Genomic DNA, 17,531 nt, shown 5'->3' with positions numbered 1-17,531 from the left:
TCAAGGCAGTGGGGGAGCGTGCCGGGCGTCGCGACGGGGCGAACGCCGCCTGCCGCGGCACTGGTTGGGGTAGTTGCCCCCGGTTCGCCGGCTGCGGGTCCGTCGTGGCTGGTCGCGCGGTTCCCCACGCCACTGAGGGGCGCAGAAGCGCATCCGGCGTGGAGGGGCGACCGGGCTGCAGTCACCCCTCCGGGACGGTTACGCCTTCTGGGCGTCGTGCAGGCTCATCGGGCCGTAGATCTCCGTGGCGTCCTCGAACAGCCGTACCTGGTCCGTGCCGCCTGCGAGAAGGTCCTTCCAGTACTCGCCGATCCAGGACTCGGCGTCCCCCTGCGTCGTGAACTCGTCGGGCTCCACCGCGGGCTGGACCTCCGCCCCGTCGGTCTTCTCGAACCGCCACGTCCATGCCGCCATGTACGCCTCCAAGATTGAACCGCTGCAGACCAGGAGCCGGATCTTGATCCGGCTCCTGCCCCGAGCCTAGCCGGACGCGCAAGACCTGCGGGGACACGCGAAAATCAGGTCCGTGGAACTTACTCTGCTCGGCACCGGTGCCCCCGCGGGACTCCCCCGCCCCGATTGCGTGTGCGCGGCCTGTGCCGGCGCGCTCGGCGTGAACGCGCGGGCGGCCACCGCGCTGCTCGTGGACGGCACGCTGCTGCTCGACCTCACCCCCGGCGCCGTACTCGCGGCGGCGCGCGCCGGACACTCGCTGGGCGGCGTACGGCAGGTGCTGCTGTCGCATCCGCACGACGGGCCCGCCGTCGAGGTACCGGCGGGGCTTCCCCAGCCCGGACGGGTGCCAGACGGGCGGGAGTTGGCGCTGCTGACCGGGCACCGGGTGCGCGCGGTGCCGATGGACGCGCCGGGGACGGGGTACGCGGTGACCGGCCCGGACGGGCAGCGGCTGCTCTATCTGCCGCCGGGCGCCGCACCGGCCGGGCTAGACGAGAACGGTCCCTCGTACGACATGGTCCTCGCGGACGTCGTCGGGCGGCCGGACGCCCTGGCCCGGCTGCGGGCGGTGGGCTCGCTCGGGCCGGCCACGGACGTCGTCGCCGTTCATCTGGACCACGACGTGCCGCCGGGTGCGGAGCTGCGGCGGCGGCTCGCGGCGGCGGGCGCGCGGGCGGTGGCGGACGGTACGACGTTGACGGTCGGTGTCTACGAGGACGTACCGGACGTGCCCCGGCGGACGCTGGTGCTGGGCGGGGCACGGTCCGGGAAGTCGGTGGAGGCGGAGCGGCGGCTGGAGGCGTTCCCGGACGTGCTGTACGCGGCCACGGGCGGGACCCGGAACGGGGACGGGGAGTGGGCGGCGCGGGTGCACGCGCACCGGGAACGGCGGCCGGGGTCATGGCGTACCGCCGAGACCTGTGACCTCGTACCGCTGCTGAAGGACGACGGGGCACCGCTGCTCATCGACTGTCTGTCGCTGTGGCTGACGGACGCGATGGACCAGGTCGGGGCGTGGGACGACGCGGAGTGGGCGGGAGGTGGAGAGCGGGAACTGCGCCGGCGGGTACGGGAGTTGACGGCGGCGGTCCGGTCCACGCGGCGGACCGTGGTCGCCGTGTCCAACGAGGTGGGGTCGGGGATCGTGCCCGCCACGGCGTCCGGTCGGCGGTACCGGGACGAGTTGGGGCGGCTGAACTCGGTGTTCGGGGCCGAGTGTGAGCATGTGCTGTTGGTTGTCGCTGGGCAGGCGGTGGTGCTGCGGGGGTGAGGGGTGCGCCCGGGAGTTGTGCCGGCAGGTGGGTCGCGCGGCCCGGCGCTGTACGTCGTACCGCTGCGCCCACCCGTGCCGCCACAGCGGCGCGCATGCCCGCAGCTCCGCGGGTTGGACGGGCGCCGCCCCTGGCGGCGCGCATGCCCGCAGCTGCGGGCATGGGCCGGAGCTACGGCCATGGGGCGGAGCTGCGGACTCCGGTCGGGCGGCGCGGCCTTCAGGGGCGCGGGGAACCGCGCGATCAGCCCCGCCGGGCTCGCGGCTGGGCATCGCCCCGCCTCGCGATGATCCGGTACGTGTTCGCGAAGCGGGTTCTGCGGAGCAGTGGGGCCAGGGCGTGGTCCAGGGCTGTGGTCGCCGCCAGGAACGGGGCCGCCGCCCGGAGCAGGGGTGTGCGGCGGGCCGGGAGCGCTCGGGTGAGGACCATGGAGAGGGCGCCTGTCAGGTCGTACGGGATGTGGGGTTCCCGGCGGTCCGTCGCGACGATCGTGCAGTGCTGGGACTCCAGTTCCGCCACCAGGTTGGCCAGCGGCATGAGGTGGAGGTGGCGTGGCTGGGCGTACCACGGCCACCACTTGCCCAGCAGGGTGCCGAACGCGCAGTGCGGATCCGGGACTTCGATCAGGAGGTGGCCGCCCGGGCGCAGGGCGGTCAGGGCGGCGCGGATTTCCTCGCGGGGGTCCGGGGTGTGTTCCAGGTGGTGGAACATGCTGACGACGTCGTAGCGAGCGCGCAGGCGGTTGACGATCTCCCGGTCGGTGAGACGGCCCCGGTGTGCCTCCTCGATATGGCCGGACGCGCGGGCCTTCTGGACGCGGCGGGTGGTGTCCACGCCGTCGAAGGCCGTGTACGGGAAGTAGAGCTTCGCCGCCGCCGGGAAGCCGCCCTCACCCGTGCCCACGTCGAGCCAGCTCTCCGGCTCCGGGAAGGGCAGCATCGCCCGGGCCGCCGCGCGGTGTCTGCGGGGCGCGACCGGGTGGGGGGCCTCGGGCAGGTCCTGGTGGTAGAGGGCGAGGCCCTCCGCGGTGAGGCGGGGGTTCTGGAAGGCGTGGGCGCAGTCCCGGCACTCGTCGACGACGAACGTGCCCGGCCCGCGCTGCCGGACGTCCGGTGTGCGCAGACGGGTACGCAGCCGTTTGGAGCCGCACCAGGGGCAGTCCTCGCGGCGAGGTTCGTGGAACCCGTCGGTCCCGGTCTCCGGTGGGGCGGTCGCCTTGGGGGCGGGGGGCATGAGCGGCTCCTGCCGAGGAGGTGCGTGGAAGCGGTGAAGCGGTGAAGCAGCCGAGTGGGGCACCGAATCGCCTTACGACATTGCACACAAAACGTTACGTAGGGGATCGCGATCCCGGGTGCAATGACATGGCTCCCACGTGGCGGCGCCGTGTTCGATCGCTGCCGGTACTGTTCGGCGAATGAGCTCGCTTAATCTCGACGACTTCACCGATCTGATCGAGCGTCCCGACGGCGGTGTGCGCCGCGACGCGGAGGCGCGCAGGGAGCGCCAGATCGTGCCGCCCGGGTCGCTCGGGCGCCTCGACGACCTGGGTGAGTGGCTGGCGGCGGCGCAGTCCTCCGTGCCGGTGCGGCCGGTCGAACGGCCGCGTGTCGTGCTGTTCGCGGGGGATCACGGGATCGCGGGACTGGGTGTGTCGGCGCGCCCCGCGGGCAGTGCCGAGCAGTCCGTGCGGGCCGTGCTGGACGGCTCCAGCCCGGTCGCCGTGCTCGCGCGGCGGCTCGGTGTGCCCGTGCGCGTCGTCGACATGGCGCTGGACTGCGAGCCGGACGCGCTGCCCGCCGAGGTCGCGGGGCACCGGACGCGGCGCGGCAGCGGGCGGATCGACGTCGAGGACGCGCTGACCCTGGAGGAGGCGGAGGCCGCCTTTCTGGCGGGGGTCGCCGTGGCCGACGAGGAGGCCGACTCCGGTACGGATCTGGTGGTGCTCGGCGATGTGAGTGTGGGCGGGACCACGGCCGCCTCGGTACTGGTGGCCGCGTTGTGCGGGACCGACGCGTCCGTCGTCACCGGGCGGGGCGGGCTGCCGATCGACGACCTGGCGTGGATGCGCAAGTGCGCCGCGATCCGCGACGCGCTGCGGCGCGCCCGGCCGGTGCTCGGGGACCAGTTGCAACTGCTGGCGACGGTGGGCGGCGCCGACCTCGCGGCGATGACCGGGTTCCTGCTGCAGAGCGCGGTGCGCAAGACGCCGGTGATCCTGGACGGGGTGGTGTCGGCCGCCTGCGCTCTGGTCGGGCAGCGGGTCGCCTTCCGGGCGCCGGACTGGTGGCTCGCCGGACACAACAGCGGAGAGCCGGCCCAGGCGAAGGCACTGGACCGGATGGCGCTGGAGCCGCTGCTCGACCACGGGGTGACCGTGGGCGAGGGCGCCGGGGCGCTGCTGGCCCTGCCGCTGGTCCAGGCCGCGGCCGCCCTGGCGGCGGATCTGCCGGAGGTGTCCAAGACGGAGGAGACGACTCCGGAGGCCGAGGAGGAGATCCCAGCGGCAGAGGCCCTCTGACCGGATGGGCATATGGGGCGTCTCGCACCGCATGCCCCATATGATCACTCCCCGTGGGAGATGGCCGGCTCACCCCGCGTGCTCAGCGATATGGAGGCACCACCGCCTCGCGGCGGGCCGTCGCGTTCGCCGTCTGGTACCCGCGGGCCGTCACCTTCGTCAACCTTCTCAGCGCGGTGTGGGTCTCCTTCGGGGACGACGTACGGCGGCACAACGAGGAGAACTTCTTCACGCGGTACCTGCTGACCGCCGGTTTCGCCTCCGGTGTGTTCACGATGTTCCTCGCGATCACCATGCGGCGCCGCGAACGGGCCGCCTGGATCCTGAACATCGTGGTCGGGTCGCGCTGGATCCCGGCCGTGACGGGGGCGGGCGAGGAGGCGGGAACGGTGTACGCGCGGCGTGGTCTCGGCGACCTCGAACTCGGCGACGAGGCGATCGTCGAGACCGCCGGGTTCACCTTGGAGGGGCGGGCCATGCGGAGCCTCCGGCAGGCCTGCAACCGGGTCGGACGGGCCGGGTACACCGTGCGCGTCCGCCGCCACGCGGACATCCCGGCCGACGAGATGGCGTACTCGGTTTCACCGCGGCGCGCGCGGAGGGCTTCCTGGAAGCGCCGGGACCGCCGAAGCGGTTGCACCGCAGACACCTGGAGTCGAAGAGATGAGCACGGAGACGGGCACGCACGGATGAGGGTCGGGAGATGAGTACGGTCGTCCGCTGGGCGCGCGCCGAATGGGGGCCGCTGTACGGCGCCGTACGCGGGCCCGTGCTCCGGCGGCGGTGGCGGGCGCTGCCCATGACGCTCGGGGTCGTGTGTCTGACCGCGCTCGTCCAGTTCACGCAGAACCAGTCCTGGGGTTACCGGTTCGTGCAGAACATCGGTGCCGTCCGCGCCGAGGACCCTCTCTGGCTCGCCCTCCTGCGCACCCCGCTCTCCCTCTTCGTGCCCGCCCTCGACCTGCCGGTCTGGGGCGCCCTGGCGCAGCTCCTGATCGTCTTCGGCCTCGCGGAGATCTGCCTCGGCCGGTGGCGCACCCTCGCCATCGCCTACGTCGCCACCCTCGCCGGCACGATCTACGCGCGCGTGGGCATCGCCGTGGGCCCGGCGGGCCTCCTCGGGCTGCCCGGGACGGACGCGGACGTCGTGGACACCGGCCCGTCGGCGGCCGTCGTGGGCCTCGCCGTGTTCCTGGGGTGGCGCTACCGGGCGTACGCGACCGCCGCCGCGGTGATCGTCGCGATGGTGGTGGAGGTGATCCTGAAGAACAACCTCGCGGGGAAGGAGCACCTGGCCGCCATCGTGGCCGTACTGGTCCTGTGCGGGGTCTCGGCGCTGCGTCACCGGCGGACAGGGGCACGGTCGGGCTCCGGGTCGGGCTTGCCGCCGATCAGGTCCTGAAGGCGGCGGCGGGGGCCGGCCCAGCGGCGGTCGTGGCGGTAGGCGCGCAGCGTGGAGCGGGAACGGGCGCGCGGGCGGCGGCCGTAGAAGCGCTTCGCCCAGGGGGAGCCGGGGCGGGCCAGGCGGAGTGCGCCGAGGATCGCGACGAAGGGGACGATCACGCCGAAGATCGCCGTGCGGGCCTTGCCCTTGCTCAGGGCGAGGAGGGAGAAGAAGAAGTTGACGCCGACGCTGAGCATGGCCTGGCCCCGGTTCTGGACGTCCTCGTCGGAGAGGTCGTTCACCCCGAACGGCAGGAACCCCAGGAGGACCAGGCCGACCAGTGCCGCCGTCAGCACCACCACCTCGACGCTCTTCCGGCCGGCCTCGGTCCAGTAGACGTCGTCGAGGTGCAGGATCAGCGCGAACTCGTCCAGCACCAGGCCGGCGCCCATCCCGAAAAGCACCGCGCACAGGGAGGCGCCGAACCCGCGTTGTCCGCTGGCCACGGCCCCGAAGCCGCCCACGACGGTGAGCACGACCCCGGGGACGACGTGATGGATGTGCATCCCGCCCGCTTTGACGTTGCCGAACGGCCCCTTCCCCGCGCGGATCATCCGGGTGACGACCCGGGTGAGGAGAAACGTCAGTACGAAGGCGGCGAGCGCCAGGAGCAGCGGCAGCTTGCCCGGCTCGACGATGTTCCGCTCCAGCCAATGACCCATGTGCGCACTTTATCCAGGTATCGGCCGTCAATGGCGGCCGGTGCGCTGCCCGCCCTGGGCACCCCGCACCCCGCCGGGTACTCTGCGCCGGTGTCCACGCCCCCGCCCACGCCCTCCGGCCCCCGCACCCCCCTCGACGGGCTCCGGTTCGCCTTCGGCACGCTGACCGTGCTGCCGGTGCGGGTGACCCGCTGGGACCGGGACGCGGCGCGCGACGGCATGCTGTGCGCGCCGGTGGCCGGTCTGGTCGTCGGTGCGTGTGCCGCCGGGGCCGGTCTGCTGCTTCTGTTCCTGGGCGCCGGTGCGCTGCTCGCCGCGGTCGCCACCGCCGCCGTGCCCGCCGTGCTCACCCGGGGCCTGCATCTCGACGGTCTCGCCGACACCGCCGACGGGCTGGGCAGCGGCAAGCCCGCCGAGGACGCGCTGCGCGTCATGAAGCAGTCGGACATCGGCCCGTTCGGTGTGCTCGCCATCCTGTTCGTGCTGCTGGCCCAGGTGGCCGCGCTCGCCCAGGCGTACGGCGGCTCCTGGGCCCGGGGCGCGCTCGCCGCCCTCGTCTCGGCCACCGCCGCCCGGCTCGCCCTCACCCTGGCCGCCCGCACCGGCGTACCGGCCGCCCGGCCCGAGGGGCTGGGGGCGGCGGTCGCGGGAACGGTGCCCGTGCGCTCGGCGCTGCTGGTGGCGGCCCTGGTCACGGCCCTGACGGCGGGGTTCGGCGGGTTCTTCGGGGCGTTCGACGTCGTCCGCACCGCGTTCGCGGTCATCCTGGCCTGCGCCGCCGCCGAACTTCTGCTGCGGCACTGCGCGCGCCGCTTCGGCGGGGTCACCGGCGATGTCTTCGGCGGCCTCGCGGAGACGGCGGCGACGGCGGCCCTGGTCGTCCTGTCGCTGGGCTGAGGGGCTCAGCGCACGGGCACGGTGTGGGGCAGGGTGCCCCACGGGTGGTCCCCGGTGCCCGGGACCGCGCAGTGCAGGTCGGCGCCCCGGGTTCGGGCCTCCGTTTCGGGGTCGGCGTCCGCCGGGACCCCGTACACGAGGTGGCACAGGCTTGTTCCCGGGGCACGCCAGGGGTCGGGGCGCTCGGTGCGGTACGTGTCCCAGGTGCCCTCGAAGGTCACCAGCACGTCGGCGATCCTGGCGTACGAGGGGTGCGGCAGGGTGCCGTGGTTCAGGGCGAGGGTGCGGCAGCCGGCGCCCCAGGCCGCCGACGCGAGGCGCCGGTAGTGGTCGACCCGGTCCGGCCCGGCGGTGACCTGGTCGAGGAAGGCGCCGTCCGCGCCGTACCAGTCGTGGTGGTGGACCAGGTCGCGGACGACGGCGGCGACCGGTCTGCGGGCGTAGTCGGTGTCGGCGTACCCGAGCACCCGGACGTCCGCCGCGCGCAGACGGGCCGCTATCTCGGCGAACGCCGGGTCGGGGCGGTCGCCGGGGCCGCTGGCCGGGTTCAGGACCACCCCGTAGAGGCGGGGCGCGGCGGCGAGTATGGCCTCCCATTCGGCGGGGCGGACGGAGGGGTGTTCGTAGTACGGGACCAGGAGACTGCTCATACGGGGGCTTGTATCCATTCGGCGGGGGTTCAGCGGTGGGCGGTCGCTCTGCCCAGCAGGCCACTGACCAGAGCCGCCTGGGCGCCGGCCGCCGTCCCGTAAACGATCAGGCTCACCCAGTGCGGGCTGCCCGCGTGGGTCGCCAGGGCCAGGGTCTGGGCGAGGGCCGCGGTGCAGCAGATCACCGCGGCGCTGAGGACCGCGCCGAAGGACTGGAGCAGCAGGCCCGTCCACAGGACCAGGCCGAGCAGGAGCAGGCCTGCCAGCCGGACGCCTCCCACGGCCGGTGCGTGCGGCCACAGGGCGGCGGTGGCGAGACTGAGAGCGAGCAGGGTGGCGAGGTAGGCGGTGAGGCACTTGACGAGGGTGCGGGCGGTGGTGCGCCGGAAGTCCTTCGACGTGCTGCTGGAGCGGAGGCCGGTCAGGCCGCCGCTGCGGAAACGGTGCAGCAGCCATTCCGCGGGGCCCATGCTGAGCGTGAGGGCCACGGCTGCCGGGGCGGCGATCGCGCTGTGTTCGCCGGCCAGGACGTCGCCGAGGGCGGCGTGGACGACGAGGACGCCGCTGCCCAGCCCGAACAGGGCGTAGGGGAGGGAACCCGTCAGCCAGGGGGTTGCGGTGCGCTGGTGCCGCGGGATGCCGCCGAGCGCTCCGAAGGGGAGCAGTGCGGTGAGGCCGGCGGTCCAGCTGCCCTTGCCCAGATCCCTTACGGAGGGCGCCACTTCGAGGAAGGCCAGGAGCACGACGACGGCCAGGGAGGCGAGCAGCAACGCCAGTCTCGCGGGGTCGGGCACCGGCCGGATCATGGCCAGTACCGCGCCGGCCGCCATGGGCAACAGGGCGGTGAGCAGGGCGCGTTCACGGCCCAGGACGAGCAGGGCGGTGGCGGCGGCGAGGTAGCAGGACTGGCCCGCGGCGAAGGCGACGGCGCCGGCACTGGCGGTGCCCATGGCGCAGAGGGCGACGAGGGAGCCGAGAAGTGCCCCGGCCGGCGCGCCGGTCAGGAGACAGCGGCGGGCGGCCGAGCGGTCGCCCAGGCCGAGCCAGGAGTACGCCCGGTGGGCGAGCCCCTGGTTCCAGGTCCAGCCGCACAGGGCGCCGGCGAGGAGCGGGACGGTGCCGGCCGGGAGGCCGTAACCGTCGCGGGGGCCGGCCAGTAGCGGGGCCCCGAGGACATAGCCGAGGCCCGGGAGTGCGAAGACGACGCCTCTCAGCAGACAGCCCAACAGGCCTGTGCGCCAGGGGTCGTGGGCCGGGCCCTCCGGTTCGGGATAGCGGCGCCCGACCCGGTCGTACAGCTCCTCGGCGAGTGCGAAGGAGTTCCTGACGCCGTACCGCTCGCGTATCTGGTCGTCCGACAGACCGTCGGACTCCAGAAGGGCGGCTATCTCGTCGGGGTGGACGGCGGCGGCTACGAAGTCGTCCATTCGGACCGCGAGTTGGTCTATCGGGTCGGGCTCCGCCCAGCTGGGGGGTTTGCGTTGCCGGGGGATGGCGGGGAGCGTGTCGGGGCCTGCTCCGGGCGGCATCCAGATGCTTCCGCTCACCAGCCGGCCCCTTCCGTCGCGACGGACTGGTACCAGGGGTCGCGCAGTTCGAGGGTCCAGTCGGCGACGGTCTCCAGTGTGGGCTCGTACACCTCGGCCTGGCCCGCGAGCTCCTGGTAGATCGTCCGGAAGGCGTCCACCGAACGGCGGAGCGTGAAGCGGTCGATCACTCTCTGGCGCGACAACTCACCCAGTTTCAGGCGCCGTTCGTCGTCCCGGAGGAGGGCCAGCGTGGCTGCCGCCATCTTCTCCGGCTCGCGTGGCGGGACCACCAGGCCGGTGTCGCCGACGGCCTCGCTGACTCCGCCGACATCCGTCGAGACCGTCGTACGGCCGCAGGACATCGCCTCGATGATGGAGAACGGGAAACCCTCGGATATGGACGACAGCATGACGACGTGACCGGCCGCGTAGGCGCGCCAGACCTCGCTGATGCGGCCCTCGAAGGTCAGCCCGTCGGTGACGCCGAGTTCGGCGGCGAGCTTCTCCAGACGGGTCTGGTAGGCCTCGCCGCCCGCCGGTACCGGGCCGAACAACCGCAGTCTCGTTTCCGGGAGTTCGGCGCGGACCATGGCGTACGCGCGGAGAAGTGTCTCCAGGTCCTTGATGGGATCGACGCGTCCGCACCACGTGAGGGTGGGGACCTCGGGCTCGGGGCCGGCGTGCGGGAAGGCGTGCGGGTCGACGCCGTTGTAGACCGTGCGGATCTTGTCGCTGTCGGCGCCCCCGCGCTCCTCCCAGCGGCGGTTGTACTGGTTGCAGGGGGTGATGAGGTCGGCCTCACGGTAGCCGAGGGAGTTCAGCTCTCGGTAGAAGCCGAGCATGAACGCCTTGACGGGCCAGCGCTGTTCACCGCTGCGGTAGCCGAGGTAGCGCTCGCGCAGATAGATGCCGTGCTCGGTGAGGAGGAACGGCACACCGTCCAGCCTGTGCGCGGCCAGCGCCGGCAGGGTGGCGAGGCCGCTGCTGACCGCGTGCGCGACGGAGTCCTCGGGGACACGGGTGCCCAGTGGCCGAAGCGCGTGCTCCAGCAGGTCCGTTGCCGTCAGCGCGTCGTGAACAGTCGGGCATGCTTCGGCGGTCGGCAGATGCGGCATCGTCCATATCCACATCAGTGAGCGCAGCGCCGACTCGGTGCGCAGAGCCGCCGACAGGCGTCCGTCGCGGGCGAGTTCGGCGAGTTCGTAGAGTGCCTCGCCGAAGTCGCAGGGCGCTCCGGGGTCCAGGAAGGACAGCAGGAAGCGCTCGTAGGAGTCGATGAAACGGCGGCGGGAGCGCCCGAACGGCGCTCTGGCGCGCCCGGTTCGTGGTCCCCAGGTCGGCACGGAGGTGTGCCGGTAGACGTTGGGCGGCAGCTCCCAGGTCACGGGTTCGCGGCCGCTGCCGGTGAGCGAGACTATGTGGAAGTCGACCTCCGGCATGCCCTTGACGAGCTGGTCGCACCAGGTGCTGACCCCTCCGTGGACGTGCGGGTAGGTACCTTCGGTGAGCATCGTGACGTGACGTCCGGTGCGCAGCACTGCGTTGCTCTCCCCTGGGATGCGGGTGATGTGGGGGGAACTGCGGACCGGTCCCGGCTGCGGGTCCGCTGTGGCTGGTCGCGCAGTTCCCCGCGCCCCTTCGGGCGCTGCCCCTTCGGGCGCTGCCGGCTCTACGGCAGGTTCAGTGTGAGCGCGGACTGCAGTAGGTCCGGCGTGGTCCAGGCCGAGAGGCGGCCCGCGTACGGGGTGCCGAACGCGCTGGTGCCCAGCAGGAGTTGCCTGGTGGTTCCGGTCGGTGCGGTGACCGGGATGCGGGTGCCGGACGGTGCGGTGACCGTGATCTTCTTGCCTACGCGGTACGCCGTGACGCTGCCGTTCGCGACTGCGGCCTGCCAGGCGGCGCGGCGCTGGAGTTCGGTGCCGATCGCGCTCTGGCGGGGGTTCTCCAGCGGGGTGTTGTCGGCGAAGAGTGCCCGGTAGTCGGCGAGGACCTTGTCCAGGACCGGGTACAGCGTCCGGTCCTCGGCCAGGTTGGACTGGTGCGCGTAGTGCGGACGCGGGTCACCCGAGACGGCGTGTCCGAGCGCGGTGCGCGCCTCCTGCGGGACGATGTACGACCGATAGCCGGTGGCGGTGTCCAGCGGCTCGTCCAAACAGGTGGACGTCGGGTTGTTCTCGCAGACACCGCTGCCCCCGTCGGCCGCCGAGGTGTAGATCCAGTTGTACTCGTCGGCCATCTCGGCCTCCGTTCCCGTGTTGTAGTACACGTTCATCGGGTAGCGCGGCACGGTCAGCGTGCTGCTGCCCACCGAACGCTGCTCCGGCTCACGGGAGTTGTCGGAGGCGGTCCACTTGATGCCGTTGTCGGCGAGGGCGCCCGCGAGGTTCGGGTTGTCGTCGGGCTGCTGCGGCAGCGTCCTCAGGCCCGAGTGCTCGCCGGTCACCAGCTCGGTGCGCTCGGTCGAAAGGCCCTGCGCGAGGCCCCAGTTGTAGTTGTTCGCGATCTCCGCCGAGATGTCGGCCCGGCTCATGTACCGCGTGGAGCCGTCCGCGTTCCTGGCGCAGCTCCACGGCACGGTGGAGGTGTCCTGCACACAGCCGAGGTACGGGTGTGTGTAGGTGTGGTTCACCCAGCGGTACTCGGCCTTGTCGGCGAGGAGCTGGTCGGTGAGGGCGTCCGTGCCGCCGTTCTCGCTCTTCCACTCCTCTCCCGAACCGGCGTTGTAGACCATGTCGAGCGTGAAGCCGCTGCTCTGCTGCCACTGGGCCGCGTGGACCGCGTCGGCCGCCGTCATCCGGATCGGCGTGGTGCCCTCGCCGTCACCGCCCACGCAGTCGAAGTCGCCGGGCGTGCAGTTGCGTTCGGTGTCCCAGCGGCTGTCGGGCGCGAAGACGTCGTCGACATGCACGGAGAAGTGGTTCCTGCTCTGCCCCAGATGCACTCCCTGGGTCAGCCATTCCACGATGCCCCGGGCCAGCACCCGGAACTGCTGCTGGTACTCGTTGTACGCGAAGGTCACGACGAGTTCGCGGCGCCCGTCGTGCGCGTACTCGCCGACCAGGCTGCCCCGGCCGGTGCCGCCGGGCACAACGGTGTCGACGTAGCTGGTGAAGCCCGTACGAGGCGTGGCGACGAAGCCGTAACTCTCCTGCACGGACGTCGAGTTGTCCTCGAACGTGAGCGGGCCGTCGAGATAGCCGAAATACCCGGCCCGGCCCGCGTCGGTGACGGCGGCGGCCTGTCCGTCGAGCGTGCCGGAGTAGGAGCTGTAGTCGAGGCCGACGCCCGGGTGCGCCCAGGTGTAGGCGTCGACCTGCGGGATGCCGTAGGTGGTCTCGTAGGCCTCCAGGGCCGTCTGCTCGGCCGAACCCGTCCCGAACGGAGCCTCGTTGGGCAGCACCACACCCTGGAATCTGGCCCGGGGTATGCCGTTCACCGTGTCACTCAGGAACGCGGTGTCGATGGTCGGACGGCTCGCGTCGTTCAGGTCGACGGTCGTGTACGGGATGCCGGTTTCCGCCAGTTCGGCCGTGATCGCCCCGACCGGGCTGTCGCCGTTGTCCACGACGAGCACCCTGAGGTCGATACGCGGCTCCTCGGCTGCCGCCGCGCCGGGAACTCCCAGCCCCAGGGCCAGCAGTCCGGCGGCCGTCACGGCAACGGCCGCATTTCGGGAAAATTTCCATCCGGGCGCTCTCTGCGCCATGTTTCGCCCCTCCCCCAAGCAGTCCCCTCGGCGGTCAATTCCGAGAAGGATCCATGGAAATCATGCATAAGCGGCGACAGAACCGCTTACCAGAACAGAACGAGTGTGACTCAGGTCACCGGGAGTGAGGGGTGGGAAATGACCATGACGCCACTGCCGGGTGAACACTCGCAGGAATGAGCGAAACCGGCCACCGAGCGTAGGCTCGTGCCCGGTGTACCACCCCTGGTACTGACAACCCCTGAGGCCGGATTTAGGGTCGCTTGTCGGGCCTGGTCGACCCATTCCACTCGGCCACAGTAACTTTTCAGACGGAAGCGAGAATTCACCACCGTGACTGCTCTCACTCTCAGTACCGCCGCGGCGCCCGGCCTCCGGGCCGACGCGATCGTCGTCGGTGTCGCCAAGGGCGGCAAGGGCCCGGTCGTCGCACCGGGCGCCGAGGCCGTGGACCAGGCGTACGACGGCAAGCTCGCCGACGTCCTGGGGACCCTCGGCGCCTCCGGTGCCGAGGGCGAGGTGACCAAGCTGCCCGCCCCGGCCGGCTTCAAGGCACCCGTCGTCGTGGCCGTGGGCCTGGGCGCGCTGCCCGAGAAGGACGCGGCCTTCGGCGCCGAGTCGCTGCGCCGCGCCGCCGGTGTGGCCGCCCGCACCCTCGCGGGCGCCAAGAAGGCCGCCTTCGCCCTGCCGATCGAGGACGCCGCCGACGCCGGCGCGATCGGCGAGGGCGCCCTGCTCGGGGCGTACTCCTTCGACGCGTACAAGGAGATCGGCAGGAACGGCAAGGACGCGAAGAGCGGCAAGGCACCGCTCGCCGAGGTCGCCCTGCTCGGCGGCAAGCCCCGCGACGCCGCGTACAAGGCGGCCGTCGCCCGCGCCACCGCCGTGTCCGAGGAGCTGAACCGCGCCCGCGACCTGATCAACACCCCGCCGAACGACCTGAACCCGGAGGCCTTCGCCGCCGTCGCGCAGGCCGCGGCCGAGGAGCACGGCATCCAGGTGCAGGTGCTCGACGTGAAGGCGCTGGAGAAGGGCGGCTACGGCGGCATCCTCGGCGTCGGCGCCGGTTCCGCGGCCGGGCCCCGGCTGGTGAAGCTGACGTACACGCACGAGGCGGCGGGCAAGCACCTCGCCTTCGTCGGCAAGGGCATCACCTACGACTCGGGCGGCATCTCGCTCAAGCCCGCCGGGCACAACGAGACGATGAAGTGCGACATGAGCGGTGCGGCGGCGGTCTTCGCCGCGGTCGTCGCCGCCGCCCGGCTGGGCCTCGCGGTCAACGTCACCGGCTGGCTGGCGCTCGCCGAGAACATGCCGTCCGGCTCCGCCACCCGCCCCGGTGACGTGCTGCGCATGTACAGCGGCAAGACGGTCGAGGTCCTCAACACCGACGCCGAGGGGCGCCTCGTCCTCGCCGACGCCCTGTGGGCCGCCTCGGCGGAGAAGCCGGACGCGATCGTGGACGTGGCGACGCTGACCGGCGCGATGATGCTGGCGCTGGGCAACCGGACGTACGGGATCATGGCGAACGACGACGCGTTCCGCTCCGCGGTGCACGAGGCTGCGGAGGAGGTCGGGGAGCCGGCGTGGCCGATGCCGCTGCCGGACCACCTCAAGAAGGGGATGGAGTCGCCCACGGCCGACATCGCGAACATGGGTGAGCGGTACGGGGGCGGGCTGGTCGCGGGACTGTTCCTGCGGGAGTTCGTGGGTGAGGGGATCACCTGGGCGCACCTCGACATCGCGGGGCCCGCGTTCAACGAGGGCGGGCCTTTCGGGTACACGCCCAAGGGGGGGACGGGGACCGCGGTGCGGACTCTGGTGCGGCTGGCCGAGCTGACCGCCGTCGGGGATCTGGGCTGAGGGTGCTTTAAGGAGCTTTGAGCGCGGGACCCCGTGGGCGGGTAGTCCGGGGTCCCGTCGCGCCTCACAGCTCGGTCTCGTGCGTCGTACGGCGAGTGCTGATCCGTTGTGGTCGATCGCGCCCCGCGGCGGAGCCGCAAATCGATACGGCCCCGCGCCCCTGTCGGTGGGGCGTCTCTCACAGTGGCCCGGCGTCTCGTCCGGGGCCGACAAGTGCGAAGATGGGCCTCGGCAGGATGGGGCCCCCACCACAGGGCCGAAGAAAGAGCGGCCGGACACCAGCCGCCGCCCGGTCACTGACGACCGGCGTACGGCGCAATGCATGGAGGACGTGACGTGGCGAACGACGCCAGCACCGTTTTCGACCTAGTGATCCTCGGCGGTGGCAGTGGCGGTTACGCCGCGGCTCTGCGCGGGGCCCAGCTGGGGCTTGACGTCGCCCTGATCGAGAAGGACAAGGTCGGCGGTACCTGCCTGCACCGGGGCTGCATCCCCACCAAGGCCCTCCTTCACGCGGGCGAGATCGCCGATCAGGCCCGCGAGAGCGAGCAGTTCGGTGTGAAGGCCACCTTCGAGGGCATCGACGTCCCCGCGGTCCACAAGTACAAGGACGAGGTCGTCTCGGGCCTGTACAAGGGACTCCAGGGGCTCGTCGCCTCTCGCAAGGTCACCTACATCGAGGGTGAGGGGCGGCTCTCCTCCCCCACCTCCGTCGATGTGAACGGGCAGCGGATCCAGGGCCGCCACGTCCTGCTGGCGACCGGCTCCGTGCCGAAGTCGCTGCCGGGCCTGGAGATCGACGGCAACCGGATCATCTCCTCGGACCACGCCCTCGTCCTGGACCGGGTGCCCCAGTCGGCGATCGTCCTCGGCGGCGGCGTCATCGGCGTCGAGTTCGCCTCCGCGTGGAAGTCCTTCGGTACGGACGTCACGATCATCGAGGGTCTGAAGCACCTGGCCCCCCTTGAGGACGAGAACTCCTCCAAGCTTCTTGAGCGCGCGTTCCGCAAGCGCGGCATCAAGTTCAACCTGGGCACCTTCTTCTCGAAGGCCGAGTACACCGCGAACGGTGTCAAGGTCACCCTTGCCGACGGCAAGGAGTTCGAGGCCGAGGTGCTGCTCGTCGCCGTCGGCCGCGGCCCGGTCTCGGCCGGCCTCGGCTACGAGGAGCAGGGCGTCGCGATGGACCGCGGATACGTCCTGGTCGACGAGTACATGCGGACGAACGTCCCGACCGTCTCCGCCGTCGGTGACCTGGTCCCGACACTCCAGCTCGCGCACGTCGGCTTCGCCGAGGGCATCCTGGTGGCGGAGCGTCTGGCCGGTCTGAAGACCGTTCCGATCGACTACGACGGCGTGCCCCGGGTGACGTACTGCCACCCCGAGGTCGCCTCCGTGGGCATCACCGAGGCCAAGGCCAAGGAGATCTACGGTGCGGACAAGGTCGTCGCTCTGAAGTACAACCTCGCGGGCAACGGCAAGAGCAAGATCCTCAAGACCGCGGGCGAGATCAAGCTCGTCCAGGTCAAGGACGGTGCCGTGGTCGGCGTCCACATGGTCGGCGACCGCATGGGCGAGCAGGTCGGCGAAGCCCAGCTGATCTACAACTGGGAGGCGCTGCCCGCCGAGGTCGCGCAGCTCATCCACGCCCACCCGACGCAGAGCGAGGCGCTCGGCGAGGCCCACCTGGCCCTGGCCGGCAAGCCGCTGCACTCCCACGACTGACCCTCGGTCGACGGACGACGACACAGACTTCCGCAATTCGTAAGGAGCAACCGAAACCATGGCGGTTTCCGTAACCCTTCCGGCGCTCGGTGAGAGCGTCACCGAGGGCACTGTCACCCGCTGGCTGAAGGCCGAGGGCGAGCGCGTCGAGGCCGACGAGCCGCTGCTGGAGGTGTCGACCGACAAGGTCGACACCGAGATCCCCTCGCCCGTCTCCGGCGTCCTGGCGTCCATCAAGGTCGCCGAGGACGAGACCGTTGAGGTCGGCGCAGAGCTGGCCCTCATCGACGACGGCAGCGGCGCGCCCCCTGTCGCGGCCCCCGCCGCCGAGGAGGTGGCCCCTCCGGCCCCCGAGCCGGCGCCGCAGGCCCAGCCTTCCACCGAGCAGGCGGCTCCGGCCCCGGCTCCCACCGCGGAGGCCGCCTCCGGCGGCGGCTCCGCCGAGGGCACGGACGTCGTTCTGCCCGCGCTCGGTGAGTCCGTCACCGAAGGCACCGTCACCCGCTGGCTGAAGTCGGTCGGCGACAGCGTCGAGGAGGACGAGCCGCTGCTCGAGGTCTCCACGGACAAGGTCGACACCGAGATCCCGGCGCCCACCTCCGGTGTGCTCCTGGAGATCGTGGTCGGTGAGGACGAGACCGCCGAGGTCGGCGCCAAGCTGGCCGTGATCGGCGCCCCGGGTGCCGCTCCGGCGGCTGCCCCGGCCCCGGCCGCCCCGGCTCCTGCCCCGGCCGCCCCGGCTCCGGCGCCCGCCGCCGCTGCCCCAGCGCCCGCCGCCGCTGCCCCGGCACCCGCGCCGGCTGCCCCGGC

Annotated in this window: 14 protein-coding genes and 1 pseudogene; 8 read left to right on the top strand and 7 right to left on the bottom strand. The window is 72.2% G+C overall.

From position 1 onward, the window contains the following. Positions 1–198: 198 nt before the first annotated feature. Positions 199–414 carry a hypothetical protein gene (locus RB628_RS35070; RefSeq protein ID WP_318324677.1) on the bottom strand — a complete coding sequence of 72 codons (216 nt, stop codon included), beginning with the start codon at positions 412–414 and terminating at the stop codon, positions 199–201. A 112-nt stretch (positions 415–526) separates the two neighbouring features. On the opposite strand from RB628_RS35070, the gene RB628_RS35065 reads away from it, so the two are divergent. Next, complete coding sequence (locus tag RB628_RS35065) at positions 527–1,726, top strand: bifunctional adenosylcobinamide kinase/adenosylcobinamide-phosphate guanylyltransferase (protein WP_318324676.1); 1,200 nt, start codon at positions 527–529, stop codon at positions 1,724–1,726. A gap of 244 nt (positions 1,727–1,970) precedes the next feature. On the opposite strand, the gene RB628_RS35060 is transcribed toward RB628_RS35065, so the two are convergent. After that, entirely contained in the window at positions 1,971–2,960 is a 990-nt protein-coding gene (locus RB628_RS35060) for a class I SAM-dependent methyltransferase (protein ID WP_318324675.1), read from the bottom strand. A 181-nt stretch (positions 2,961–3,141) separates the two neighbouring features. Here RB628_RS35060 and cobT point away from each other — a divergent pair, with 181 nt between their 5' ends. From cobT to RB628_RS35045, 3 genes and pseudogenes are all read left to right on the top strand, one after another. Continuing rightward, the gene (gene cobT / locus RB628_RS35055) at positions 3,142–4,245 is read left to right on the top strand and encodes a nicotinate-nucleotide--dimethylbenzimidazole phosphoribosyltransferase (protein WP_318324674.1); all 1,104 of its coding nucleotides are present in this window, start codon (positions 3,142–3,144) and stop codon (positions 4,243–4,245) included. A 53-nt stretch (positions 4,246–4,298) separates the two neighbouring features. Further along, positions 4,299–4,820, top strand: a pseudogene (locus RB628_RS35050) (phosphatidylglycerol lysyltransferase domain-containing protein); the annotation flags it as partial. 128 nt (positions 4,821–4,948) lie between these two features. Then, entirely contained in the window at positions 4,949–5,647 is a 699-nt protein-coding gene (locus RB628_RS35045) for a hypothetical protein (protein WP_318324673.1), read from the top strand. On the opposite strand, the gene RB628_RS35040 is transcribed toward RB628_RS35045, so the two are convergent. Continuing rightward, complete coding sequence (locus tag RB628_RS35040; RefSeq protein WP_318324672.1) at positions 5,587–6,351, bottom strand: hypothetical protein; 765 nt, start codon at positions 6,349–6,351, stop codon at positions 5,587–5,589. The genes RB628_RS35045 and RB628_RS35040 overlap by 61 nt on opposite strands. Before the next feature lie 90 nt (positions 6,352–6,441). On the opposite strand from RB628_RS35040, the gene RB628_RS35035 reads away from it, so the two are divergent. Then, positions 6,442–7,248: an adenosylcobinamide-GDP ribazoletransferase gene (locus RB628_RS35035; RefSeq protein ID WP_318324671.1), complete on the top strand. Its 807-nt coding sequence runs from the start codon at positions 6,442–6,444 to the stop codon at positions 7,246–7,248. A gap of 5 nt (positions 7,249–7,253) precedes the next feature. Here the strand turns inward: RB628_RS35035 and RB628_RS35030 are convergent, their stop codons facing one another. The 4 genes from RB628_RS35030 to RB628_RS35015 form a co-directional block, all read right to left on the bottom strand. Beyond that, positions 7,254–7,898 (bottom strand): spherulation-specific family 4 protein, encoded by a 645-nt coding sequence (locus tag RB628_RS35030; protein ID WP_318324670.1) that lies wholly within the window; start codon positions 7,896–7,898, stop codon positions 7,254–7,256. A gap of 29 nt (positions 7,899–7,927) precedes the next feature. Further along, a complete protein-coding gene (locus tag RB628_RS35025; RefSeq protein WP_318324669.1) occupies positions 7,928–9,445 on the bottom strand; it encodes a hypothetical protein in 1,518 nt (505 codons plus the stop codon). Further along, the gene (pelF, locus tag RB628_RS35020) at positions 9,442–10,965 is read right to left on the bottom strand and encodes a GT4 family glycosyltransferase PelF (RefSeq protein WP_318324668.1); all 1,524 of its coding nucleotides are present in this window, start codon (positions 10,963–10,965) and stop codon (positions 9,442–9,444) included. The genes RB628_RS35025 and pelF overlap by 4 nt, the downstream gene beginning before the upstream one ends. Positions 10,966–11,096: 131 nt before the next feature. Next, positions 11,097–13,133 (bottom strand): hypothetical protein, encoded by a 2,037-nt coding sequence (locus RB628_RS35015; RefSeq protein WP_318324667.1) that lies wholly within the window; start codon positions 13,131–13,133, stop codon positions 11,097–11,099. Positions 13,134–13,466: 333 nt separating this feature from the next. On the opposite strand from RB628_RS35015, the gene RB628_RS35010 reads away from it, so the two are divergent. The 3 genes from RB628_RS35010 to RB628_RS35000 all read left to right on the top strand — a co-directional run. After that, positions 13,467–14,996 (top strand): leucyl aminopeptidase, encoded by a 1,530-nt coding sequence (locus tag RB628_RS35010; protein ID WP_318324666.1) that lies wholly within the window; start codon positions 13,467–13,469, stop codon positions 14,994–14,996. Positions 14,997–15,332: 336 nt separating this feature from the next. Beyond that, complete coding sequence (gene lpdA, locus RB628_RS35005) at positions 15,333–16,721, top strand: dihydrolipoyl dehydrogenase (RefSeq protein WP_318324665.1); 1,389 nt, start codon at positions 15,333–15,335, stop codon at positions 16,719–16,721. 58 nt (positions 16,722–16,779) lie between these two features. After that, positions 16,780–17,531 (top strand): biotin/lipoyl-containing protein (locus RB628_RS35000; RefSeq protein ID WP_318324664.1); only part of this gene is annotated, 752 nt, incomplete at its 3' end.

It is taken from the genome of Streptomyces sp. ADMS (assembly GCF_033441795.1).
Taxonomy (GTDB): Bacteria; Actinomycetota; Actinomycetes; order Streptomycetales; family Streptomycetaceae; genus Streptomyces.
This window is presented reverse-complemented; position numbering and strand designations above follow the sequence as displayed.

What these genes read in the sequence shown, in the direction of transcription:
- RB628_RS35070 (WP_318324677.1), bottom strand. Translation starts at nt 414, where the DNA reads ATGGCGGCATGGACGTGGCGGTTCGAGAAGACCGACGGGGCGGAGGTC.
- RB628_RS35060 (WP_318324675.1), bottom strand. Translation starts at nt 2,960, where the DNA reads ATGCCCCCCGCCCCCAAGGCGACCGCCCCACCGGAGACCGGGACCGAC.
- cobT (WP_318324674.1), top strand. Translation starts at nt 3,142, where the DNA reads ATGAGCTCGCTTAATCTCGACGACTTCACCGATCTGATCGAGCGTCCC.
- RB628_RS35045 (WP_318324673.1), top strand. Translation starts at nt 4,949, where the DNA reads ATGAGTACGGTCGTCCGCTGGGCGCGCGCCGAATGGGGGCCGCTGTAC.
- RB628_RS35040 (WP_318324672.1), bottom strand. Translation starts at nt 6,351, where the DNA reads ATGGGTCATTGGCTGGAGCGGAACATCGTCGAGCCGGGCAAGCTGCCG.
- RB628_RS35030 (WP_318324670.1), bottom strand. Translation starts at nt 7,898, where the DNA reads ATGAGCAGTCTCCTGGTCCCGTACTACGAACACCCCTCCGTCCGCCCC.
- RB628_RS35015 (WP_318324667.1), bottom strand. Translation starts at nt 13,133, where the DNA reads ATGGCGCAGAGAGCGCCCGGATGGAAATTTTCCCGAAATGCGGCCGTT.